The organism is Saccharopolyspora gloriosae (assembly GCF_014203325.1).
In the GTDB taxonomy this organism is placed as follows: domain Bacteria; phylum Actinomycetota; class Actinomycetes; order Mycobacteriales; family Pseudonocardiaceae; genus Saccharopolyspora_C; species Saccharopolyspora_C gloriosae.
The window spans coordinates 934,633-957,744 of record NZ_JACHIV010000001.1 but is presented as its reverse complement, the minus strand read 5'-3'; the positions used below and the strand labels follow the sequence as shown (position 1 = coordinate 957,744).

The following is a 23,112-nucleotide window of genomic DNA, read 5'->3' as shown; positions in this document are numbered from 1 at the left end:
GCGCAGCACCCGGCCATCGGGCAACGTCAGCTCGTAGATGACGTGGTGCGTCCCGGTACGCCCTCTCGCGTTCCGGACGCGCGTCCAACCCTCGCGCGCGCAGAACCGCTCGTGGTCGGCCCGGGTGGCGCGAGGAGGCTTCACTCCGCCGCTCCCAGCAACCACGCGCGCAACTGCGGGTCGTCGCTGAGCTCGACGAGCTGGACCATCCCCCAGTTCTCCTGATGGTTCGGGGCGTCCAGAAGCCGCTCCTGCCAGTCCTCGGCGTACTCGCGGAGCGCGGCGATCATCTCGTCGATGGCTTCGTCGAAGGTCGCCCCGTCAGCCGCCACCGGGACGCCGTCGAGGAAGACCGACCACCCCTCGTCCTCAGCGACGACATGCGCCCGGACCGCGGTGGTGCTGACCAGGAAATGACGCAATCGGCCGCTGTCCACCACGACAGCAGTGCTGCTGTCCCGCCGGACCGTGGCCGTGCGCCCCCGCTCCGCCGCATCCAGCAGGTCTTTGAGGTGCGTCCGCGCCTCGGTGTAACTGTCGTAGTGCACCATCGACGCACTCCTTCCGGCCTGCGTCGAAAGTACGTCGAGTACTTGACGTACGTCAAGTACTCGACGTCATCGCTGGATGGACTTGATCTCCAGGAATTCCTCCAGGCCGTGCCTGCCGAACTCGCGGCCGTTGCCGGACTGCTTGTAGCCGCCGAACGGGGCGTTCGGGTTGAAGGCGCCGCCGTTGACGGCGATCTGGCCCGTGCGGATGCGCCGCGCCACGGCCAGCGCGCGCTCGTCGGAGCCGAAGACCGCGCCCGACAGGCCGTACTCGGAGTCGTTCGCGATCGCCACGGCTTCGTCCTCGTCGCGGTACGACAGGATCGACAGCACCGGGCCGAAGATCTCCTCGCGCGCGATGGTCATCTCGGGCGTGACGCCGGTGAACACGGTGGGACGCACGTAGTAGCCGGTGTCCAGCCCTTCCGGCGCCTCCGGCCCGCCGACGGCGACCGAGGCCCCCTCGGCGACGCCCCTGCGGATGTAGTCGGCGACCCGGTCGCGCTGCACGTCGGAGACCATCGGGCCGATGCGGGTCGTCTCGTCGGTGGGGTCACCGACGGTGTACTTGGCGACCGCGCCCACGGCGAGCTCCACGGCCTCCTCGTAACGCGATTCCGGGACGAGCATGCGGGTCAGCGCGTTGCAGCTCTGACCACCGTTGGGGAAGCACCCCGCGACGCCCAGCTTCACGGCCTTGGCGAGGTCGGCGTCCTCCAGCACCACGTTGGCGGACTTGCCGCCGAGCTCCAGGGCCACCCGCTTCACGGTCTGCGCGGCGACTTCCGAGACGCGGCGGCCGGCGCGGGTGGAACCGGTGAACGACACCATGTCCACGTCGCGGTGCGCGGCCAGCGCCTCCCCCACGACGGGCCCGGTGCCGTGCACGAGGTTGAACACCCCTGCGGGCACGCCCGCCTCGGCGACGATCTCGGCGAAGACGGCCGACGTGAGCGGCGCGACCTCGCTGGGCTTGAGCACCACGGTGCAGCCCGCGCCCAGCGCGGCGGCGACCTTGGCCACGATCTGGTGCAGCGGGTAGTTCCACGGCGTGATCGCGGCGACGACCCCGACCGGTTCGCGGACGATCAGCGAGTTGCCCGACTCCTCGGTCCACGCGTAGCCCGCGTCGAGCAGGTCGGCGATGCCGCGCGAGGTGGCGACCGGGACGCTCGCGTGCACCTGGGTGGAGAAGCCGATCGGCGAACCCATCTCGGCGGTGACCGTGGCCGCGATCTCGTCGCGGCGCTTCGCGATGCCCTCGGAGATCCGGCGCACCGCGGCCGACCGCTCCGCCACCGGGCGGGCCGCCCAACCGTCGAAGGCGGCGCGGGCCGCGGCGACCGCCGCGTCGACCTCCGCCGCGGTTCCGGCGGGGACCGAACCGATCACCTGCTCGGTGGCCGGGTTGACCACCTCGATCCGCGCTCCGGAACCGGCGACGTGCTCGCCTCCGATGACATGGTCGGTTCGGCTGGTCGTGGGCGCCGCCATGCGTTCCTCCCGAGGGTGACCTGATCGATACGACACCGAGCGTGTCACAACGCGAGCGCGGAGCACACCGCTGCCGCGGAGCCGATCAACCCCCGTCCGGCAACCCGGCCAGGAACCGCACCAGTTCCGCCGCGAACCGGTCCGGGAGCTCCACCGGCGGCGTGTGCCCGCACTCCAGCACGACCAGTTCCGCACCCGGCAGCGAGTCCGCCAGCTCCTGCGCGTGCGCGAGGGTGCGGGCGCGGTCGAACCTGCCGTGCACGACGAGCGCCGGGAGCCGCCCGAGCTCGGCGAGCCGCGGAGCCAGGTCCGTGTCCCGCTGGCTGCGCAACGCCACCAGCACGGCGTCCCGCTCCAGAGCGGCCGGATAGGAGTCGAGCCGCTCCGCGACCTCCGCGGGGAGCGGCAGGTGCACCGACCGCCGGGCGACCGCGCGCCACAGCTCCGGGCCCCACTGCGCGCGCACCCGGTCGATGATCGCGTCCACGTCGCCGTGCCCGCGCATGTTCACGCCGCTGTCGCAGACGACCACGCCGCGCACCCGGTCGGTGCGCAACGCCGCGGACAACGCGATCACGCCCCCGGTGGAGTGCCCGAGCAGCACGACCGGAGCGTGCCGCTCCGCCAGCAGTGCCACTTCGGCGCCCAGCGAGGCCATGTCGTGCGGACCCGGCCACTCCAGCCACGGCGCCACGACCACGTCGGTCCCGGTGGCCTCCGCGAGCCCGTCGAAGATCACCGGGTCCGACATCGTCCCCGGCACGCACAGCAGCGCCGGGACACCGGGCTTCCGGCCCGCCGGCCGCACGACCGACACCTCCCGCACCCGACCTCCCGAAGTCACGGCCCGGCCCACGTCGGCGACGAGGTCCGGGCCACCTGCGCGACGATCCGGATCAGCCGAACTGCGGCGACTCGGTGCGGGTCCGCTTGAGCTCGAAGAAGTACGGGTAACCGGCCAGCGTGCGCGCCGCGTCGAACAGCTCACCGGCCTGCTCACCGCGCGGAATGCGGGTGGTGATCGGGCCGAAGAACGCGACGCCGTCCACGTGGAGGGTGGGCGTGCCGACGTCCTCGCCGACCGGGTCCATCCCGGCGTGGTGGCTGGCGCGCAGCTCGTCGTCGTAGTCGGTGCTGGTGGCGGCCGCGGCCAGCGACGCGGGCAGCTCGATCTCCTCCAGCGACTCGGCGATCACCTGCTCGTAGTCCTTGCGGCCCTCGTTGTGGATCCGGCTGCCGAGGGCGGTGTAGAGCGGGCCGAGCACGTCGTCGCCGTGGTGCTTGGCGGCGGCGATCGCGACGCGGACCGGGCCCCACGCCTTGAGCATCAGGTCCTGGTACTCCTGCGGGAGGTCCCGGCCCGAGTTCAGCACGGCCAGGCTCATCACCCGGAAGTTCAGATCGATGTCCCGCACCTGGGCGACTTCCAGGATCCAGCGCGACGACACCCACGCGAAGGGGCAGAGCGGGTCGAAGTAGAAGTCGACCTTGGGGCGCTCGGTGCTCATGGACAACCCTCCACAATGTTCCGTGCACGGCACGGAAGTCGGTTCGGCGCGGGCGGACACCCGCGACAGGTACAACTCCGCGCCACCCCGAACTTCTTCCCAGAACGCCGAACCGAATGGGGAATGTGCCGATATTCCCGGATGAACGGCCGCCGCACCCCGATCTCCCAGGGGTTCGTCCGCGCCGCCGACACGCCCGGCGGTGGTGATCAGGCGTCGGGCGGCACCGCGACGCCGCGGCGTGATTGGATTTCCAGCGCCCCGCACCGGCGCGGAACGCCGGTGCGCAGAATCCTACGAACAACGAGGTGATCCGTGGCCCCGCCGAACCTCACCCAGGACCAAGCCGAACAGCGCGCGGCGCTGCTCGACGTCGAGTCCTACGTGATCGAACTGGACCTCTCCGACGGCGCGAACGGGCCGGACGTGCGGACCTTCGGTTCCACCACGACGGTGCGGTTCCGCAGCGCTCGAACGGGGGCCTCCACCTGGATCGACCTGATGGCCGCCCAGGTGCGCGGGGCCACGCTCAACGGGGTCGAGCTCGACGTGTCCGGCTACGCCGAGGACGCCGGGCTCGCGCTGCCGGACCTCGCCGCCGACAACGAACTCGTCGTGCGCGCCGACCTGCAGTACACCAACACCGGTGAGGGGCTGCACCGCTTCATCGACCCGGTCGACGGCGGCGTGTACCTCTACAGCCAGTTCGAGACGGCCGACGCGAAGCGGATGTTCACCTGCTTCGACCAGCCCGACCTCAAGGCCACCTACCAGATCACGGTGCACGCGCCCGCGTCCTGGAAGGTCATCTCGAACGCGCCCGCCGAGATCACCGGCTCCGGCGAGCACCGCACGCACGTCTTCGAGACCACGAAGCCGATGTCGACCTACCTGGTCGCGCTGGTCGCGGGCCCCTACGCGGAGTGGCGCGACGAGTTCCCCGGCGAGGACGGCCAGGCCCCGATCCCGCTGGGGCTGTACTGCCGCGCCTCCCTCGCCGAGCACCTCGACGTCGAGCGGCTGTTCACCGAGACGAAGCAGGGTTTCGCCTTCTACCACAAGGCGTTCGGGGTGCCTTACCCGTTCGGGAAGTACGACCAGTGCTTCGTGCCCGAGTTCAACGCGGGCGCCATGGAGAACGCGGGCTGCGTCACCTTCCTCGAGGACTTCGTGTTCCGCTCGAAGGTCACCGGCTACCTCTACGAGCGCCGCGCCGAGACCGTGCTGCACGAGATGGCGCACATGTGGTTCGGCGACCTGGTGACCATGCGCTGGTGGGACGACCTGTGGCTCAACGAGTCCTTCGCCACCTGGGCCAGCGTGCTCGCGCAGGTCGGCGGCACCGAGTACACCAGCGCCTGGACGACCTTCGCGAGCGTCGAGAAGTCCTGGGCGTACCGCCAGGACCAGCTGCCCTCCACGCACCCCGTGGCCGCCGACATCCCGGACCTGCAGGCCGTCGAGGTCAACTTCGACGGGATCACCTACGCCAAGGGCGCGTCGGTGCTCAAGCAGCTCGTCGCCTACGTGGGCCTGGAGAACTTCCTCGCCGGGCTGCGCGTCTACTTCGAGCGCCACGCCTGGAAGAACGCCACGCTCAACGACCTGCTGCTGGCGCTCGAAGAGGCCTCCGGGCGCGACCTGTCCTGGTGGAGCGCGCAGTGGCTGCAGACCACCGGCCTGAACATGCTGCGCCCCCGGTTCACCACCGACGACGAGGGCCGGTTCACCGAGTTCACCGTCGTGCAGAGCGGTGCCCGTCCCGGCGCCGGTGAGCACCGCACCCACCGGCTCGCGATCGGCGTCTACGACGACGACCCGGCCACCGGCAAGCTGGTCCGCACCCACCGCGTCGAACTCGACGTGAGCGACGAGCGCACCGACGTCGCGGACCTCGTCGGCGTGCACCGCGGCAAGCTGGTGCTGGTCAACGACGACGACCTCACCTACTGCACGATGCGGCTCGACCCCGAGTCGCTGGCCACGCTGATCGACCGGATCGGCGACGTCGAGCAGTCGCTGCCGCGAGCGCTGTGCTGGTCCACGGCCTGGGAGATGACCCGCGAGGCGGAGCTGAAGGCCCGGGACTTCGTGAGCCTCGTGCTGGGGCGCTCCGCGGAGTCCGGCATCGGCGCGGAGAGCGAGATCGGCGTGGTGCAGCGGGTGCTGTTGCAGACCCAGACCGCGCTGGCCTCCTACGCCGATGCGGACTGGCAGCCGGAGGGCTGGAACCGGTTCTCCACCCGCGTCCTGGAACTGGCGCAGGCCGCCGAACCGGGGTCGGACCACCAGCTGGCGTTCGTGAACTCGCTGGCGTCCTCGGTGCTCGGCGCCGAGCACCTCGAGGTGGTGCGCGGCTGGCTGGACGGGTCGGCACCGCTGGCGGGGCTCGCCGTGGACACCGACCTGCGCTGGCTGCTGCTGCAGGCCCTGGTCGCGCACGGCGCGGCGGACGAGGCGGAGATCGACGCGGAGCTGGAGCAGGACAAGACCGCCACCGGCAGGCGCAAGGCCGAGCGCGCCCGCTCGCTGATCCCCACCCCGGAGTCCAAGGAACGCGCCTGGCAGCGCGCGGTGCACGACGACGAGCTGCCGAACGCGGTCAGCGACTCGATCATCGCGGGCTTCCAGCACCCGGGGCAGCGCGAGCTGCTGGTGCCCTACGTCGAGCGCTACTTCGCGGAGATCGACGAGGTGTGGCAGCGGCGTTCCAGCGAACGCGCGCAGCCGACGGTGATCGGGTTGTTCCCGTCTTGGGCGGTGCGGCAGAGCACCGTCGACGCCGCGGACGCCTGGCTGGCCGCCGAACGTCCGGCCTCGCTGCGCAGGCTCGTCTCGGAAGGCCGGGCGGGCATCGTGCGGGCGCTCGCGGCCCGCGAGTTCGACCGCTCCTGAGCGTGCGAACGGGGCCGGACCGCATCGGTCCGGCCCCGTTCCCGCTTCGTGCGGAGGTCGCTGCGCCGGTCGTGACCGGCGCGGTGCTCAGCGCTGGGTGCCCGCCGCGTCGGAGAGCATCCGCAGCGCGCTGATCAGGCCGTCGATCAGTTCGCCTTCCTTGAAGGAGGCGACCATGGTCATCAAGGCCAGCTGGCAGCTGCGGTCCGGCACGCGGCGCTTCGACTCCGCGCCGGTGACGATCTCGACGGCGCGCTGCTGCGGGGACACCGCCAGCAGCACCCCCTCCTCGGCGCGCGCGCCCAGGTTGGCGTGCAGCGCCGCCGCGGACTCGCGGGTCTGCTCACCGAGGTCGCCGAGGTAGATCGCGAACTCCAGGCCGGTGCTGCGGCTGGAGAGCGTGAGCGCTTCGTCGAGCCGGGCGAGCTGGCCGGTGCTGAACGGCAGGTGCCGCGCCTCCGGCTTGACCCGGCGGGCGATGGAGAGCCGCCCGGTCGCCGTCACGGCCTCGCCCGCCGCCAGTTCCTGCTCACCGGACCGGCTCGCGCCGGTGATCTCACCAGTTCCCACGTGCGCCTCCCCGGTCGGTGCTGTGCGTGTGCTCGACGGCGTCGGACGCGGTCTCGGACGAGTCCAGGTCGCCGGGCGGAGCAGTGCTCACGCCTGCCGGGTTCGCGACCCAGAACACGGGCGCGAACTCCCAGTCCTGGCCTGCGCGATAACGGGTACGGGTCAGGCTCGACCGGAAGGCGATCGCCGTGACCAGGAGGTACACGGACGCTGGGATCACCGCCAGCACGAGGAAGGTCTCCACCACAGTCACGCCCAGCACGGTAGCCGATCACGCCGCCTCGTGGGACGACGCCACGGCTACCGGTCGCCTTCCGGTGCGCGGGGCCGCTCGGAACGTCCTCGCGACCGCGCGCGGCGAGGGCGTCCGCACCTGTGGATGAACCTGTGGACAACGCAGCGTAATCCCGGGCAATTGCGAACGGAGAAACCGCGACTCCCCGGGAAGAATCGTCATCACCTGCGAAAACGCACGAAGCTGCGGACGTCGCGGAAACGGGAACGCGAGAAAGCTCGCCTTTCGCGCGCCACGCCGATCCCGGTCGAGCTCCGCGCGAACAACTCCTCAATTCCTAGTGAAAATCCCATACCGCCGAACGAGTGAAACGCCGCCACTCTTGACACGATGTCGGTTCCGTGCGAGGAAGCTCCAGTCGAGCCCACCGGCCGCCCCAGGTCGTCCGCGCAGCCAGAAAATCCCGCTGAGCTGCGATTCCACTCCGAAATCCGGCCCGTTCGCGACCTCGCGAACACCGGGAACACCGCTCGCGTCCGCCGAATCGCACGCCGGCGACGGGAACACGACACCTGGCTACGACAGGTAGGCAGTACGCGCCGGATCAGTGACTCACCGTGTTCATTCTGGGCCTGAGCAGGACAAAGGCTACCGAAAGTCACTAGTCAAGCGTGTTGCGCCTCACGTAATCTAACTCTTTCAGAGTAATCGCCGCCGCCGAATGGAGCCCATCCAGAAGGTCGCAGCAGGCGGCAACTTGGCGGCTTGTTTGAACGCTCCCGCGCTTCTAGTTTTTCACCTGTATGGGTCTTGCATATTTGATCACTAGCCCCATAACTCGTCTATTGGCCTGCGGGAGGCACACCATGTCGATCATCGAAACCGCCGCTCAGCGTAATGTTGTCACCAATTCCTTCGATGCGCAGCCCCTTGTTGAACACGGTGCGCACACAGCCAGTGGCGTGCCGATCAGCGGCGGCCACCGCGGCGTGCGGATCAGCGGTACCGACCGAGGTGTGCGGATCAGCGGAGACCAGCGCGGAGTCCGGATCAGCGGCAGGCAGGGCGTGCGCATCAGCTCCCTTGATCGAGGTGTCCGGATCAGCGGCGCGGACAGGGGCGTGCGGATCAGCGGAGAGCAGCGCGGTGTTCGCATCAGCGGCGCCGACCGCGGGGTCCGGATCAGCTCGCAAGCCGGGGTCCGCATCAGCGGGCACGACCGAGGTGTCCGCATCAGCGGCACCGAACGCGGGGTCCGCATCAGCGGAGACCAGCGCGGCGTCCGGATCAGCGGCCAAAATCGCGGCGTCCGCATCAGCGGCCAGGACCGCGGAGTTCGCATCAGCGGAGACCAGCGCGGCGTGCGCATCAGCGGCGAAGACCGCGGGGTCCGCATCAGCGGAGACCAGCGCGGCGTGCGCATCAGCGGCGAAGACCGCGGGGTCCGCATCAGCGGAGACCAGCGCGGCGTGCGCATCAGCGGCGAAGACCGCGGGGTCCGCATCAGCGGAGACCAGCGCGGCGTGCGCATCAGCGGCGAAGACCGCGGGGTCCGCATCAGCGGAGACCAGCGCGGCGTGCGCATCAGCGGTGGTCGGCGCGGCGTGCGCATCAGCGGTGGTCGGCGCGGCGTGCGCATCAGCGGTGGTCGGCGCGGCGTGCGCATCAGCGGTGGTCGGCGCGGAGTTCGCATCAGCGGAGACCAGCGCGGCGTGCGGATCAGCGGACGCGCCGGAGTCCGCATCAGCGGACAAGAGCGCGGGGTTCGGATCAGCGGAGAGCAGCGCGGGGTTCGGATCAGCGGCGAAGACCGCGGCGTGCGGATCAGCGGGCGTGGTGCCGATCAGCTCGCCGCGGCGGCCTGACGTGCTCCCAGCAGGATCACGCCGCGGACTCGCCCAGGTAGGGCAACCACAGCGGATCGGTCTCGGACAAGCCCGCGATGAGCCGCCAGTGCCTGCCGCGCGGCGCGTGCGGAGCCACCGGCAGCTGCCAGCCGAGTTCGCTGAGCGTCTTGTCCGCCTTGCGGTGGTTGCACTTGGTGCAGCACGCCACGCAGTTCTCCCACGCGTGCGGGCCACCTCGGCTGCGGGGCACCACGTGATCGATCGTCTCGGCTCGAACGCCGCAGTACACGCAGCGATGCCCGTCGCGGTGCATCAGCGCGGAGCGGGTGAGCGGAACGCGCCCCCGGTACGGCACCCGCACGAAGTTGCTCAGCCGGATCACCGACGGCACTTCGTGGCTGCTCGTCGCCGAGTGCAGCGTCATGCCCGCCGAGTCGCCGTGGACGACCTCGGCCTTACCGCAGACCAGCAGCACGATCGCCCTGCGCAGCGGAAGCGCGGTCAGGGGTTCGAAGGTCGTGTTGAGCAACAGCACCCGCCGCTTGCGCCACGGGGGTACCGGATCACCCGACTGCGCGCAGTGCTGCGCCGGTGCCCGGCACAGCGCTGCCCGAGACGCGAGCCCCGTGGCCGCGCCTGTCGGAGTCGGTATTCGGTCGTGCACGCGACCACCTCCACCGGTTGGCAAGAACCAGTCGACCACAATCGACACCCCGAACGCACGTGTGATTCACCACGTGCTAGTCACCCGCGCCGCGGTACGAACCCGAGGTCGCGACGGTCCGGGAGAGGTCGATGAGCCGACCGGCACCACTGGTGTCGATCGTATGGGCTCCGGTGTTGATCGTTCAGGGTGAATTCGGTGAACGCCGGTGCCGAACCGCCGCCGGGGGCGTCCGCACCCGTATCGTCGGCGGGCGTGACGAAGGTTCAGCCGCCCCTGTCCTATCCGCCCGCCGAACGCGCCGACACGGTCGACGACCTGCACGGCAGGCGGGTTCCCGACCCGTACCGAGGTCTTGAGGACCCGGCCGACCCGCGCACCGAGTCGTGGTCGGCCGCGCAGGACGAGTTCGCGCGGGCGCGACTCGACGAGCTCCCCGGCCGCGCGGAGATCGCGCAGCGCCTGACGTCCCTGCTGGCGGCCGGGTCGGTGTCGGCCCCGGTGTGGCGCGCCGGACGGGCGTTCTTCACCCGCCGCGCGCCGGGGCAGGAGTTCCCGGTGCTGTACCTGCGCGACGACGACGGTTCCGAGCGGCCGCTGCTCGACGTCACCGAGCTGGACCCGTCCGGCCTGACGACCCTGGACCGCTGGTCGCCGAGCCTGGAGGGCGACCGGCTGGCCTACCAGGTGTCGGTCGGCGGCGACGAGGAGTCGCTGCTGTACGTGCTGGACGTGACCACCGGTGAGCTGGTCGAGGGCCCGATCGACCGCTGCCGCTACTCGTCGATCTCCTGGATGCCGGGCGGCGCCGAGTTCTTCTACGTGCGGCGGCTGCCCCCGGAAGCGGTGCCCGCGGGCGAGGAGCAGTTCCACCGCCGGGTGTGGCGCCACCAGGTCGGCAACCACCCCGACGACGACCTGCTGGTCCACGGCGACGGCCTGGAGCACACCTTCTACTACGACGCCCGCGTGTCGCGCGACGGCCGCTGGCTGCTGATCCACGGCAGTCCGGGCACCGCCCGGCGGGATTCGATGTGGATCGCGGACCTGTCCGCGGGCGGCGAGCTCCGCCAGGTCATCGACACCTCGGAGGGCATCCGGGCCTCGGCGTGGGTGGAGCGCGACGGCAGGCTGTACGTGCAGACCACGCTGGACGCGCCGCGCTGGCGGCTGTGCGTCACCGACCCCGAGACCCCCGAGCCGGCGCACTGGCAGGAGCTGATCCCGGAGGAACCGGACTCGGTGCTGGAGGCGGTGCGCTGGTTCGACGACGGCACCGACGACCCGAAGCTCGCGGTGCTGCGCACCAGGCACGCGGTCTCCGACCTGGCGCTGCACGACCCCGTCACGGGCGAGCGCACCGACGAGGTGCCGCTGCCCGGCACCGGTCAGATCACGGCGCTGACCGCGGTGGACGAGGACACCGAGGGCGACCGGGACCGGCTGTGGATCGGCTGGACCGACTTCGCCACCCCGCCGTGCGTGCAGCTCTACACGCGGGCCTCCGGCACGACCCGGCAGGATCGGCGCGCTCCCGGCGCGGCGGAGCTGCCGGAGGTGCACACCTCGCAGGTCGAGTACACCTCGAAGGACGGCACCACCGTCCGGATGTTCCTGCTCACGCCCACCGCGGAACCCGATCAGCCGCGACCGGCGATGGTCACCGGCTACGGCGGGTTCTCGCTGTCGATGGAGCCCTCCTACTCCCCCACCGCGCTGGCCTGGGTCGCCGCGGGCGGAGTGTGGGCGCTGCCGTCGCTGCGCGGCGGCGGCGAGGAAGGCGAGCAGTGGCACCGCGCGGGCATGCGCGAGAGCAAGCAGAACGTCTTCGACGACTTCCACGCCGCGGCCGAACACCTGGTCGCCACCGGGTGGAGCTCACCGCAGCAGCTGGCGATCACCGGCGGCTCCAACGGCGGCCTGCTCGTGGGGGCGGCGCTGACGCAGCGCCCGGACCTCTACCGCGCGGTGGTGTGCTCGGCTCCGCTGCTGGACATGGTGCGCTACGAGAAGTTCCTGCTGGGCCGCACCTGGAACGAGGAGTACGGCACCGCTGACGACCCGGCGGAGCTGGACTGGCTGCTGTCGTACTCGCCGTACCACGCGGTGACCGAGGGCACCGCCTACCCGTCGGTGCTGTTCACCGTCTACGAGTCGGACACGCGGGTGGATCCGAACCACGCGCGCAAGATGTGCGCGGCGCTGCAGCACGCGACCGCTTCCGACCTCGCACGACGTCCCGTGCTGCTGCGCAGGGAGACCGAGGTAGGACATTCCGCCCGTTCCGTTTCGCGTACGGTAGGCCTGGCGACCGACCAGATCGCCTTCCTAGCGGAGGCTACCGGGCTCCCCCTCGCCTGAGCGGTCGCCACTTCTGACAACCAGTCGCGGAAGGCACGCGCCACGTCCTGTGCGCGGCCGGCTGCGGGAGCTGCGGACGGCGGGGCGTCCACAGCTCCCGATCTTCGGCCGGACGGCACCTTCGACGTGGTGGCGGCCTTCGGCGGCGCGCACAGGTCGCCGAAACACCCGAGCATGGAGACCCCCGACCCATGACACCCCCTCTGTTAACCCAGCCCGACTGCGTCCGGGACGAAGGAAGCTGGTGCGAGACCGTCTACTCCTGGACGGACAACCACTGGCTGGCGATGTACTCGGACCTGCTCATCGCCAAGCCGCTGAACATCTTGATGATCGTCATCATCGCGTTCCTGGCCCGCTACTTCGTGCACCGCACGATCTCCCGGCTGACCAGGGGCAGCGGCGGCAAGACGCCGAAGCTGCTGGTGCCGCTGAAGGAGCGCCGTAGCGAAGCCGCCGGGATGGCGCTGCTCTCGGAGCGCCGCGTGCAGCGCGCCCGCACGATCGGGTCGGTGCTCAAGTCGCTGGCCTCGTTCGTGATCTTCGGCCTCGCGCTGATGTACGTGCTGAAGTCCCTGGGCATCGAGCTCGGCCCGATCCTGGCCTCCGCCGGGGTGCTCGGCGTCGCGGTGGCGTTCGGCGCGCAGAACCTGGTCCGGGACTTCCTGTCCGGGATGTTCATGATGGTCGAGGACCAGTACGGCGTGGGCGACATCGTCGACCTCGGCGAGGCCACCGGCACCGTCGAGGCCGTCGGGCTGCGGGTCACCACGCTGCGCGACCTCAACGGGACCGTCTGGTACGTGCGCAACGGCGAGATCCTGCGCGTCGGCAACTCCAGCCAGGGCTTCGCCGTGGCCGTCGTGGACTTCCCGATCTCGCACACGAGCTCCGTGGAGAAGGCGATGGAGGTCGCCACCCGGGTCGCCACCGAAGCCGCCTCCAGGGAGCCGCTGTCCAAGGACGTGATGGACCCGCCGGAGATGCTGGGCGTGGACCAGATCACCTCCGACACGATCACGCTGCGCCTGACCGTGAAGGTGCGGCCCAGCACCCAGTGGGCGGTGCAGCGCAGGCTCCGCGTGGCGATCAAGCGGGCCTACGACGACGAGGACATCCAGCCGCCCTACCCGAACGGACGGCCGCAGATCGACTCGGCCCAGGTATGAGCACCGCCGCCGGCAGGGGAGGATGGAACGCGTGAGCGCACCGGAGACCTTCTACGACCAAGTCGGCGGCGAACCCACCTTCCACTTCATCGTGGCCCGGTTCTACGAGGAGGTGGCCAAGGACGAGCTGCTGCGCCCGCTGTACCCCGAGGAGGACCTCGGACCCGCCGAGGAGCGGCTGCGGCTGTTCCTGATGCAGTACTGGGGCGGGCCGCACACCTATTCGGACCGTCGGGGACACCCCCGGCTGCGGATGCGGCACGCACCGTTCAAGGTGGGCCCTGCGGAGCGGGACGCGTGGCTGCGCTGCATGCGGATCGCGGTGGACGAGGCCGAGCTCGACGACGAGCATCGCCGGCAGCTCTGGCAGTACTTGGAGATGGCAGCGCAGAGCATGATGAATTCGTGGTTCTAGGAGCCTGATCGTTTGTCATGAACGCACCGGTGGGGGACTCGGCAGCGGCGGCCGTCGCGCCTTGGTGGCGCGACGCCGTCTTCTACCGGGTCGACCTGCGCTCGTTCGCCGACGCCAACGGTGACGGCGTGGGAGATCTCGACGGCGCGCGGCTGCGCCTCGGGTACCTGGAGCTGCTCGGCGTGGACGCGCTGTGGCTCACGGCGCTGACCGCGAGCCCGCTGACCGATCCGGAACGCGGTCGCGGCGTCGACCCCGTGCTCGGCGAGCTGGAGTCGTTCGAGTCGCTGGTGGACGAGGCGCACGCCGCGGGCCTGCGGGTCGCGATCGACGTGACCGCGCAGCGCGACCTCGTCGACCGGATCGGCACCGACGGGCACGAGGTGTTCGCGACGTCGGTGCGGTTCTGGCTGGACCGCGGCGTGGACGCCCTGCGCGTCGCGGTGGCGCCCGGCGCGGGCGAACCCGCGGGCGCCGCGGTGCGCGAGGTGCTGGCCGAGCTCTCGCCCATCGCGGCGGACTACCCGGGGCGCGGCATCGGGGTGCTCATCGACGAGTCGTGGTTCGACGGGTACGACGACCACGACGGCTGGGACATCGGCATCGATCTGCGGCTGGGCCGCACGTTGTTCGACGCGGCGGAGCTGCGCGAGGTCATCACCCGGATGCTCGCCTCGGCGGAGATGCTGGGCGTGCCCGCGGTGTGGGTCGTGACCGGTGAGGACCGGATGCACCCGGTGACGCGGTTCGGCGGTGGCGCCACCGGCGAGGCGCGGGCTCGGGCGCTGGCCCTGGTCTCGCTGGGCCTGCCGGGCATCGTCGGGCTGGACACCGGCGAGGAGCTGGGCCTGCCCAGCGCCGGCGGCGCGCGCTCCGCGTCGCCCGCGCGCGGCCCCATGCCGTGGGAGGGCGAGGAACCGTCGTTCGGCTTCTCACCGGTGCCGGGCGGCTGGTGGCCGATGTCGGTGGAGTGGGCCCCGTACACCGTGGAGGCCCAGCTGGAAGACCCGGACTCGACGTTGTCGCTGTACCGGCGCGCGCTGGAGCTCCGCAAGGAGCACCCGGCGCTGCGCGGTGACCAGGTGTCGTGGTTCGGCGCCCCGCCCGGGTGCTTCGCGTTCCGCCGGGAACCGGGCGAGCTCACCTGCGCGTTGAACGCGTCGGCGGAATCGGTGACGCTGCCGCCGGGCGAAGTGCTGCTCGCCAGCGGAGCGCTGGAGGGCGACCGGCTGCCGCCGAACACCGCGGTGTGGCTCATCTGACCGTTCGCGCTACGGGCGGGGCGCTGGCCCGATCGCAGTGCCCGGCTGCGCCCTTCCCTGGCGCTTCCGGTGCGATGAACAGGTCACGACAACGTCACCCGATCAGCCCAATCACGCGGTCGCCGGGGCACCGGCTCAGGGCGAACGCGCAGGCCGGAGCGGGTGTCGGCACCGCACCCGGAGGCGGGCCGAACGCGCTGGACGACCTTGCGACGAGCGGACCACGACCGGCGGGTAAGTTGTGCAACGCCCGAGTTCCGCCTTCAGTCTCTTTCAGGACGTCATGACCGCAGCGAGCCCGGCACCTCGCCACGAGGCCCAGCGCCGTGATCAACGCCCCCGGACAGCCCGCGGTAACCGGCTGCTCGGTGTGGACCTGGCCCGATTCGTCGCCATCTTCGGGATGTTCGTGATCCACTTCGGGGCCCCGTTCAGCGGCGGCTTCGTCGAGATCGGCATGGCGCAGGCCTCCAGCGGACGCGCGACCGCGCTGTTCACCTTCCTGGCCGGGGTCTCGCTGGCGATGCTCACCGGGCGCGGAACCCCGCTGACCGGGGCCGCGCTGCGCGACGCGCGGGTGCGGGTCGCGCTCCGGGCGGTGCTGCTGCTGATCATCGGGCTGGCGCTCGCGAAGGCGACCGAGGCGACGGGCTTCCTGCTCACCGTGATCATCCCGTTCTACGGCGTGTACTTCCTGCTGTCGCTGCCGTTCCTCGGGCTGGGGCCGCGCGGCACCGCCATCGCCGCCGGGGCCATGATGATCGTCGGCCCCCAGGCCTCGTACCTGCTGCGCACCGTGCTCGCCGGGAACAACTCGGTGGCGGCGGCGGTGGGCGCGTTCAACTCCGTCGATCCGGGGCACCTGTTCGCCGAACTGGGCGTGCTCGACCTGACGCTGCTGGACTTCTACCCGGCCGCGACGTACCTCGGGCTGGTGCTGGCGGGAATCACCGTCGGCAGGCTCGACCTGCGCTCCCGCGCGGTGCGGCTGCGGCTGGGCATCGGCAGCGTGCTGCTGGCGGTGGTGACGTACACGACCTCGGCGCTTCTCGGACTGGTGACGGGACCGCTGCCAGACGTGCTCACCGAAGGCACCGTGCCGATCGAGCACCCCGAGTTCCTGCTCGCGGCCCGCGCGCACAGCGGCTCCTCCTTCGAACTGCTGGGCTCGCTGGGCGTCGCGGTCGCGGTCCTGGTGCTGTGCCTGGAACTGGCGGACCGCTTCGAACGCCCGCTGCTGCCGCTGATCAAGGCCGGCACGATGGCGCTCACCCTGTACGCGCTGCACGCCCTGGTGATGGCCTGGCAGATCGTCGTCGGCGGCTGGCCGATGAGCGGGGTCCCGGAGACGCTGGACAACCTCGCGAGCATGGGCCAGGCCGCCACCTGGGTCCCGGACCTCCCGGCGTTCCCCCCGGACGGGCACCGCCCGGAGGGCATCGTCGGACTCGTGAACACCTACATGTCGGAGCTGTTCCTGGTGTTCTCGCTGGTGTTCGCGACGGTGTGGAAGCGGTTCTTCCGGCGGGGGCCGTTGGAGGGCGCGGTCAGCAGCGCTGTGAGTTGGTGCGTCGAACGGCTTCAACCCCGCCGGGCTTGATGGCTCGGGTGGTCATCTAGCGGAACCTCAGCGTTCTTCTCGCTGCGGGATCTTTTCCCCAAGTGGCTCCGCCACGAGGGAAAAAGCCGTCCTCGCGAGAAGAACGCTGAGAACCCGCCGGTGGTCACCTTTTCGACGTGGGCTATGTGCTTCGCACATACAGGCACGGCCTTCGGCCGCAAGGCAGGCGTGCTTCGCCCAAGGCACGGTTTCGTCGCCCTTGCTCGGCATTTGGACTCGGGGTTTCGGTCACATGAGCAGGGGTAGGAGTGCGTGGCGGCGGCGGACCACTGCGCCGAAGCGGGAGTCCAGGCGCAGCCAGGAATCGGTGGCGCTGACCCGCACGATCTCCGACTCCGCCGGGTCGGAGACCAGGAAACCCATGCCGGAGAGCACGAACAGGCAGCGCAGCGGGACCTTCACGTCCAGCCCGGCACCGCTGACCGTGAACACCTCCTGATCGAGCAGCGACGCGGGCGGGGTGCCCTTCGGCCCCACGTTCTCCTTCGCCACTCCGATCCCGCGATCGGCGACCTCGCCGACGAGCTTCGCGGGCAGGTCGTCCACCCGCCGCCAGCCTTCCGGCGGCGGCAGCTCGGAACGCCACAGCAGGTCCCGCGGCGGCCCCGGATCCATCTTCGGGCCGCCCGCGACGGTCAGCGCGGCCAGCAGTTCGTTGCCGGACACCGTGAGGTCCGCGGGATCGGCCTCGCCCTCCACCGAGCGCGTGCACAACGCGTCGAACGGCGTCGCCGCCCACACGTCGATGCGACCGGTGTCGCGGCGGTTGCGCAGCCGGATCGCCGTCTGCGAGTCCAGCCGCACCGACCGCGCCACGAACGCGCCCAGGTCGTCGCGCTCCACCGGATCCGGCATCCGCAGCTCAGGCATGGTCGTGCCCCGCTTCCGACGCCGCGAGGGTGAGCTGCCACTCGGCGAGGAACGTCCGCTCGTCGGAGGTGAGCCTGCGCGGACGCCCGGCCTTGAGGTCGTAGGGCACCATGACCGTCTCGGCCGTGGCGACCTCGGCGGAACCGCTCGTGGACGCCGAGTAGTCGATGACGAACGAAGCCGATTTGAGGTCGCGCACCGACAACCGCACCTGCAAGGTGCCCGCCGAATGCGCCACCGGGATCCGGTAGTCGACGGCGAGGCGCGCCACCACCATGCCTTCGGCCATGCCGAGCAGGCCCTGCCTGCCCGCTTCGGTGAACAGCAGCTCCACCCGGGCCTCTTCCAGCAGGGTCACCGTCCTGGCGTGGTTGACGTGCCCGAACGCGTCCATGTCGGACCAGCGCAGCGGAACATCGGCTACGAACGCACCCACTCGTCGGTGTCCTTTCCGTGGTGATGGCTGAGGCTCACCCAGATCGTAGTCCGCACGCCGGTGCGCACGATCGGCCTCGCGCCCCGAGCCTCGCACAGTCGCGCCCCGCGCCGGATCGCCGGGCGCGGACGCGAGGAGGGGCGGACCTCCCGGCCCGCCCCTCCTGCGCTCACACCGCCGCACCCGTCGCAGCGGCGGCCGGCATCACCGCACCATGCTGCGCAACTGCCGGGTAGCCACCGACAACGTCGCCAGGTCCAAGGTGCCGGAGCGCTTGATCGCCTCCAGCGAGGTCCTGGCCCGCCCGATCCGGGAAGCGTTGGTGGCCTCCCACTGGGCGATCTTGTCCGCCGCCGGTTCCTCCGGGTCGCTGGTGCTGAGCACGTCGATCGTCAACGCCCGCAACGAGGCGTAGAGGTCGTCGCGCAGCGCCAGCCGCGCCAGCGAATGCCACCGGTTGCCGCGTTCGAGCCCGTTGACCGCCAGCAGCAGCCGCTCCATGTCGAGGTGCTCGGAGAGCACGTAGTACAGCTCCGCGCTCTCCCGAGGGCTGCGCTCCGCGCTGAACCCGGCGTCGCGCTCGGCCAGCTCGGCGACCTCGGTGATGTCCAGCAGCGCGTAGGTGTCCAGCAGCGCCCCGATGCGTTCCGCCAGGTCCGCGGGCACGCCCTCGGCCATGAGCCGCTGGGCCTTCTCCTGAGCACCCGCCGCCGCCCGGCCGCGCAGCATGCCCGGCACGCTCGCCGACAGCTCCGCCACGACCGGCCGGAACCGGCTGATCTCGGCACCGATCGCCAACGGCTGCGGCCGGTTCGACAGCAGCCAGCGGGCGGCCCGGTCCAGCAACCTGCGGACCTGCAGCACCATCTCGTCCGCGACCCGGCTGGGCACCACGTTGTCCAGCTCGTCGATCCGCCGCCACAGCTCCGGCAGGTCGTACACGCCGGTGACCACGGCGAACGCCCGCACCGCGTCGGTGGCGGTGGCGGAGATCTCCTCCGACAACCGGTACGCGTAGGACACGCCCGCGCCGTCGACGACCTCGTTGACCAGCAGCGTCGAGGTGATCTCGCGGCGCAGCGGGTGCGCGGGGATCGCGTCGGCGTAGCGCTCCCGCAGCGGCTTCGGGAAGTAGTCCGGCAGCCGCCCGCTGAACGCGTCCGCGTCCGGCAGGTCGCTGGCCAGCACCTGCGCCTTCAACGAGAGCTTCACGTGCGCCATCAGCGTCGCCAGCTCCGGCGAGCTCAGGCCGGTTCCGTTCTTCTCCCGGTCGCGCAGCTCCTTCTTGCCGGGCAGCGCCTCCAGCTCGCGGTCGAGCCCGTTGTCCTCCAGCGCGGTGATCTGCCTGGCGTGCACCGACACCATCTCGGCGCCGTGCGCGCGGGAGATGCCGAGCACCGCGTTCTGCCGGTAGTTGTCGGCCAGCACCAGGTCGGAGACCTCGTCGGTCATCTCCGCCAGCAGCTCGTTGCGCTGCGCCCCGTCCAGCGCGCCCTCGGAGACCAGGTGGTCCAGCAGGACCTTGATGTTGACCTCGTGGTCCGAGCAGTCCACCCCGGCGGAGTTGTCCAGCGCGTCGGTGTTGACCTTGCCGCCCGCGCGGGCGAACTCGATGCGGCCCAGCTGGGTCAGGCCCAGGTTGCCGCCCTCACCGACCACCCGCACCCGCAGCTGGCCGCCGTCGACGCGGACCGCGTCGTTCGCCTTGTCGCCCACCTCGCCGTGCGTCTCGGTACCGGCCTTCACGTAAGTGCCGATGCCGCCGTTCCACAGCAGGTCGGCGGGTGCCTGCAGGATCGCCTTGATCAGCTCGGCCGGGGGCAGCGCCGTCACCGAGGAGTCGATGCCGAGCGCGGTGCGGACCTTGTCGCCCAGCGGGATCGACTTCAACGACCGCGACCACACGCCGCCGCCCTCGCTGATCTTGCTGCGGTCGTAGTCGTCCCACGTGGACCGGGGCAGCTCGAACAGCCTGCGGCGCTCCGCGAACGAGCTCGCCGCGTCCGGCTCCGGGTCGATGAACACGTGCATGTGGTTGAACGCCGCGACCAGCCGGATGTGCTCGGACAGCAGCATGCCGTTGCCGAACACGTCACCGCCCATGTCGCCGATGCCGACGACGGTGAAGTCCTCGCGCTGCGTGTCGATGTCCAGCTCGCGGAAGTGCCGCTTGACGCTCTCCCACGCGCCCTTCGCGGTGATTCCCATGGCCTTGTGGTCGTAGCCGACGGAACCACCGGAGGCGAACGCGTCACCGAGCCAGAAACCGTAGGAACCGGCGACCTCGTTGGCGATGTCGGAGAACGCCGCCGTGCCCTTGTCCGCGGCCACCACCAGGTACGTGTCGTCGCCGTCGTGGCGCACCACGCCCTGCGGCGGATCGACCTCACCGGCCACGAGGTTGTCGGTCAGGTCCAGCAGGCCCGAGATGAACATGCGGTAGCAGGCGATGCCCTCGTTCAGGCTCGCCTCCCGGTCCTTGCCGGGGTCGCCGGTGGGCAGCGGCGGGCGCTTCACCACGAAGCCGCCCTTCGCACCGACCGGCACGATCACCGCGTTCTTCACCGCCTGCGCCTTGACCAGGCCGAGGATCTCGGTGCGGAAGTCCTCCAGCCGGTCCGACCAGCGCAGCCCGCCGCGGGCCACCGAACCGAAGCGCAGGTGCACGCCCTCCACGCGCGGCGAGTACACGAAGATCTCGTACTCCGGCCGCGGTTCGGGCAGCCCGGGGATCCCCTTCGGCTCCAGCTTCATCGCCAGGTAGGAACGTTCCCGCGCGCCGTCGGCGTAGTAGTTCGTGCGCAGCGTCGCGGTGATCAGGCTCAGGTAGCTGCGCAGGATCCGGTCGGCGTTGAGGCTGGTCACATCGTCGATCAACCGGGTGATCTGGGTGTGCAGCTCCTCCTGGCGCGCGGCGCGGTCCTCCTCGCCGAGCTTCGGGTCGAAGCGCACCTCGAACAGCCGGGTCAGCGCCACCGTCGTCGCCCGGTGCGTGAGGATGACGTCGGCGATGAACTCCTGGCTGTAGGGAACGCCCGTCTGGCGCAGGTACTTCGCGTAGGCGCGCAGCACCGACGCCTGGCGCCAGCTGAGCCCGGCCCGCAGCACCAGCGAGTTGAAGCGGTCCACCTCCGCCTCGCCCTGCCAGGCGGCGCGGAACGAGTCCTCGAACCGCTCGCGCAACGTGTCCAGCCGCTCGGCGCCCTCGGTTTCGAGCAGCCCCGCCTCCAGGCGCAGGCCGAAGTCGTAGATCCAGCACTGCTCGCCGGCCTCGGGCACCACCTCGTAGGGGCGCTCGTCGACGACCTCGACGCCCATGCTCTGCAGCACCGGCAGCACGCGCGAGAGCGTCACCCGCTCACCGGCGACGTAGATCTTGAACCGGCGCTCGCCCGGCGCCGCGTCGCGCGGCGTGTAGAAGGACATCCGCAGGTCGTGCTCGCCGGACAGCGACTCCAGCTTGCGCAGGTCCAGCAGGCCCTCGCCCGCGCTGAAGTCCTCCTTGTACGCCTCGGGGAACGAGGCGGCGTACTGCTGGGCGGCTTCGCTCGCGGCCTCCGAGCGGCGCACCCGGCGCGGCTCCTCGCCGCCGGCGGGGGCGATCTCCACCTCGTCGACCATCTGGTCTTCCCAGGTGTGGATCGCTTCGGACAGCCGCTGCTGGATGCGCGCCAAGTCCGGCTCCGGGGCCTGCCCGCCGGGCTTGGTGTGCACCACGAAGTGCACGCGGGCCAGCGCCGACTCGCCGACGCGGGTGCTGTACTCGACGCTGCCGCCGCCCAGCTCGGCCAGCAGGACCTCCTGCATCGCCAGCCGGGAACGGGTCGTGTAGCGGTCCCGCGGGAGGTACACCAGGCAGGAGAAGAACCGGCCGTACGGGTCGCGGCGCACGAACGGCTTGAGCTTGCGGCGTTCGGCGAGCGCCAGCACACCGGTCACGGTGTCGCGCAGCATCTCCAGGTCGGTGGAGAACAGTTCGGTGCGCGGGTAGTTCTGGATCTCCTCCAGCATCCGCTGCCCCGAGTAGGACTCCAGCGGGAACCCGGCGCCGTGGATCGCCTTGCGCACCCGGCGCTCGATGAACGGGATGTCGAGCACGTTCTCGTGCAGTGCCGTGGTGGTGAACATGCCGAGGAAGCGGTGTTCCCCGTTGACCGCGCCGCCCTCGTCGTAGGTCAGCACGCCGACGTAGAACGGGTGCACCGAACGGTGCACAGTGGACGGTGCGCTGGCCTGGGTGAGCACCAGCGGCTCCCCGGACCCGGTGCTGGTGAGCACGTCGGGGCCGGTGGTGAGGTCCTCGGCCGCCACCGCGTCGCTGCGCAGCACGCCCAGCCCGGACGCGAGCACCGGGCTCAGCTCCGGCCGGCCGTCCTGCTCGGCGAGTTCGTTGTGCCGGTAGCCGAGGAAGGTGAAGTGGCCGTCGGCGAGCCAGCGCAGCAGCCCCGCGCCGTCCTGCGCCTGCTGGCCGCGCTGCGCTTCGAGCTCGTCGGCCACCGAACGGGCCTTCGCCAGCATCCGCTCGGTGTCCTCGACGACCTCCCGGACGTCGCTGAGCACGGTGAGCAGGCCCTGCTCCAGCGCCTGCAACCGGTCGGCGTCGGTGATCCGGTCGACTTCGGCGAACATCCACGACTCGGCCAGCGCGTCCTGCGGCGGGTCGCCCGGATCGGCCTGCGGCAGCACTTCGAGCAGCTCGCCCGCGGCGTCGCGGCGCACCACGACGATCGGGTGGATGATGCGCTGCACCTCGGCGCCGTGCCGGGTCAGCTCGGCGATCACGCTGTCCACCAGGTACGGCATGTCGTCGGTGACCAGCTGCAGCACGGTCGCCGAATTCCGCCAGCCGTCCGGTTCGAGGCTGGGGTTCACGATCCGCACCAGCGGACGGCCCGCCGCTCTCACACCGGCCAGCGCGTGGTGCGACCGCAGGGCCGCGACCAGTTCCGCCGGTTCGTCGCCCGCGAGCTCTTCGGCAGGCACATGCCGAAAGTAGGTCCGCAACAGCTCGCCGAGCTCCCCGGCGGCTTCGGCGGAGCGATCCAGCAACCAGGCCTTCGAGGCCTCCGGATTCTCCAGCACGGCAGGCCTGACGGTGTCGGCGTCAGGGATGGCGGATCGGGGTTTCGAGGTCATCTTCAGCTGCTCCACGCTTGACGGCACCGCGTTGTGCCAACACGGATTCCACCCTAAGCCTGCCAGGCTGAGAGCGGA

Annotated in this window: 17 protein-coding genes; 6 read left to right on the top strand and 11 right to left on the bottom strand. The window is 70.9% G+C overall.

The features are described from left to right. Positions 1-140: 140 nt before the first annotated feature. From BJ969_RS04515 to BJ969_RS04500, 4 genes are all read right to left on the bottom strand, one after another. Positions 141-551, bottom strand: coding sequence for a prevent-host-death protein (locus tag BJ969_RS04515; RefSeq protein WP_184477579.1), 411 nt, complete (start codon positions 549-551; stop codon positions 141-143). 66 nt (positions 552-617) lie between these two features. Continuing rightward, the gene (locus BJ969_RS04510; RefSeq protein WP_184477577.1) at positions 618-2,045 is read right to left on the bottom strand and encodes an aldehyde dehydrogenase family protein; all 1,428 of its coding nucleotides are present in this window, start codon (positions 2,043-2,045) and stop codon (positions 618-620) included. 85 nt (positions 2,046-2,130) lie between these two features. Beyond that, on the bottom strand, positions 2,131-2,871 hold the full coding sequence (locus BJ969_RS04505) for an alpha/beta fold hydrolase (protein ID WP_184477575.1): 741 nt from the start codon (positions 2,869-2,871) through the stop codon (positions 2,131-2,133). 70 nt (positions 2,872-2,941) lie between these two features. Further along, a complete protein-coding gene (locus BJ969_RS04500) occupies positions 2,942-3,553 on the bottom strand; it encodes a mycothiol-dependent nitroreductase Rv2466c family protein (protein ID WP_184477573.1) in 612 nt (203 codons plus the stop codon). A 315-nt stretch (positions 3,554-3,868) separates the two neighbouring features. Between BJ969_RS04500 and pepN the strand changes: the two genes are divergently transcribed. Continuing rightward, positions 3,869-6,448 carry an aminopeptidase N gene (gene pepN / locus BJ969_RS04495; protein ID WP_184477571.1) on the top strand — a complete coding sequence of 860 codons (2,580 nt, stop codon included), beginning with the start codon at positions 3,869-3,871 and terminating at the stop codon, positions 6,446-6,448. Positions 6,449-6,535: 87 nt separating this feature from the next. Here the strand turns inward: pepN and BJ969_RS04490 are convergent, their stop codons facing one another. The 4 genes from BJ969_RS04490 to BJ969_RS04475 form a co-directional block, all read right to left on the bottom strand. Then, positions 6,536-7,018 carry a DUF5130 family protein gene (locus BJ969_RS04490; protein WP_184477569.1) on the bottom strand — a complete coding sequence of 161 codons (483 nt, stop codon included), beginning with the start codon at positions 7,016-7,018 and terminating at the stop codon, positions 6,536-6,538. Further along, complete coding sequence (gene ctaJ / locus BJ969_RS04485) at positions 7,005-7,271, bottom strand: aa3-type cytochrome oxidase subunit CtaJ (RefSeq protein ID WP_184477567.1); 267 nt, start codon at positions 7,269-7,271, stop codon at positions 7,005-7,007. Before ctaJ ends, BJ969_RS04490 begins: the two co-directional genes overlap by 14 nt. 824 nt (positions 7,272-8,095) lie before the next feature. Then, complete coding sequence (locus BJ969_RS04480) at positions 8,096-9,007, bottom strand: hypothetical protein (RefSeq protein ID WP_184477565.1); 912 nt, start codon at positions 9,005-9,007, stop codon at positions 8,096-8,098. A 127-nt stretch (positions 9,008-9,134) separates the two neighbouring features. Then, on the bottom strand, positions 9,135-9,764 hold the full coding sequence (locus tag BJ969_RS04475) for an HNH endonuclease (protein WP_425503521.1): 630 nt from the start codon (positions 9,762-9,764) through the stop codon (positions 9,135-9,137). Positions 9,765-10,019: 255 nt separating this feature from the next. Here BJ969_RS04475 and BJ969_RS04470 point away from each other — a divergent pair, with 255 nt between their 5' ends. The 5 genes from BJ969_RS04470 to BJ969_RS04450 all read left to right on the top strand — a co-directional run bounded on the left by BJ969_RS04470 (position 10,020) and on the right by BJ969_RS04450 (position 16,571). Then, the gene (locus BJ969_RS04470) at positions 10,020-12,125 is read left to right on the top strand and encodes a prolyl oligopeptidase family serine peptidase (protein ID WP_343071222.1); all 2,106 of its coding nucleotides are present in this window, start codon (positions 10,020-10,022) and stop codon (positions 12,123-12,125) included. A gap of 191 nt (positions 12,126-12,316) precedes the next feature. Next, positions 12,317-13,294, top strand: coding sequence for a mechanosensitive ion channel family protein (locus BJ969_RS04465; RefSeq protein ID WP_184477563.1), 978 nt, complete (start codon positions 12,317-12,319; stop codon positions 13,292-13,294). Positions 13,295-13,316: 22 nt separating this feature from the next. After that, the gene (locus BJ969_RS04460; RefSeq protein ID WP_184477561.1) at positions 13,317-13,709 is read left to right on the top strand and encodes a globin; all 393 of its coding nucleotides are present in this window, start codon (positions 13,317-13,319) and stop codon (positions 13,707-13,709) included. A 17-nt stretch (positions 13,710-13,726) separates the two neighbouring features. After that, positions 13,727-14,971, top strand: a complete 1,245-nt coding sequence (locus BJ969_RS04455; protein ID WP_184477560.1) for an alpha-amylase family glycosyl hydrolase — start codon at positions 13,727-13,729, stop codon at positions 14,969-14,971. 283 nt (positions 14,972-15,254) lie between these two features. Then, positions 15,255-16,571: a heparan-alpha-glucosaminide N-acetyltransferase domain-containing protein gene (locus BJ969_RS04450; protein ID WP_184477558.1), complete on the top strand. Its 1,317-nt coding sequence runs from the start codon at positions 15,255-15,257 to the stop codon at positions 16,569-16,571. Positions 16,572-16,820: 249 nt separating this feature from the next. Here BJ969_RS04450 and BJ969_RS04445 read toward each other — a convergent pair whose 3' ends face one another. From BJ969_RS04445 to BJ969_RS04435, 3 genes are all read right to left on the bottom strand, one after another. After that, entirely contained in the window at positions 16,821-17,462 is a 642-nt protein-coding gene (locus tag BJ969_RS04445; protein ID WP_184477556.1) for a DUF8010 domain-containing protein, read from the bottom strand. Then, positions 17,455-17,898, bottom strand: coding sequence for a thioesterase family protein (locus tag BJ969_RS04440; RefSeq protein ID WP_184477554.1), 444 nt, complete (start codon positions 17,896-17,898; stop codon positions 17,455-17,457). Before BJ969_RS04440 ends, BJ969_RS04445 begins: the two co-directional genes overlap by 8 nt. A gap of 204 nt (positions 17,899-18,102) precedes the next feature. Then, entirely contained in the window at positions 18,103-23,034 is a 4,932-nt protein-coding gene (locus BJ969_RS04435) for an NAD-glutamate dehydrogenase (RefSeq protein ID WP_184477552.1), read from the bottom strand. Positions 23,035-23,112 lie beyond the last annotated feature (78 nt).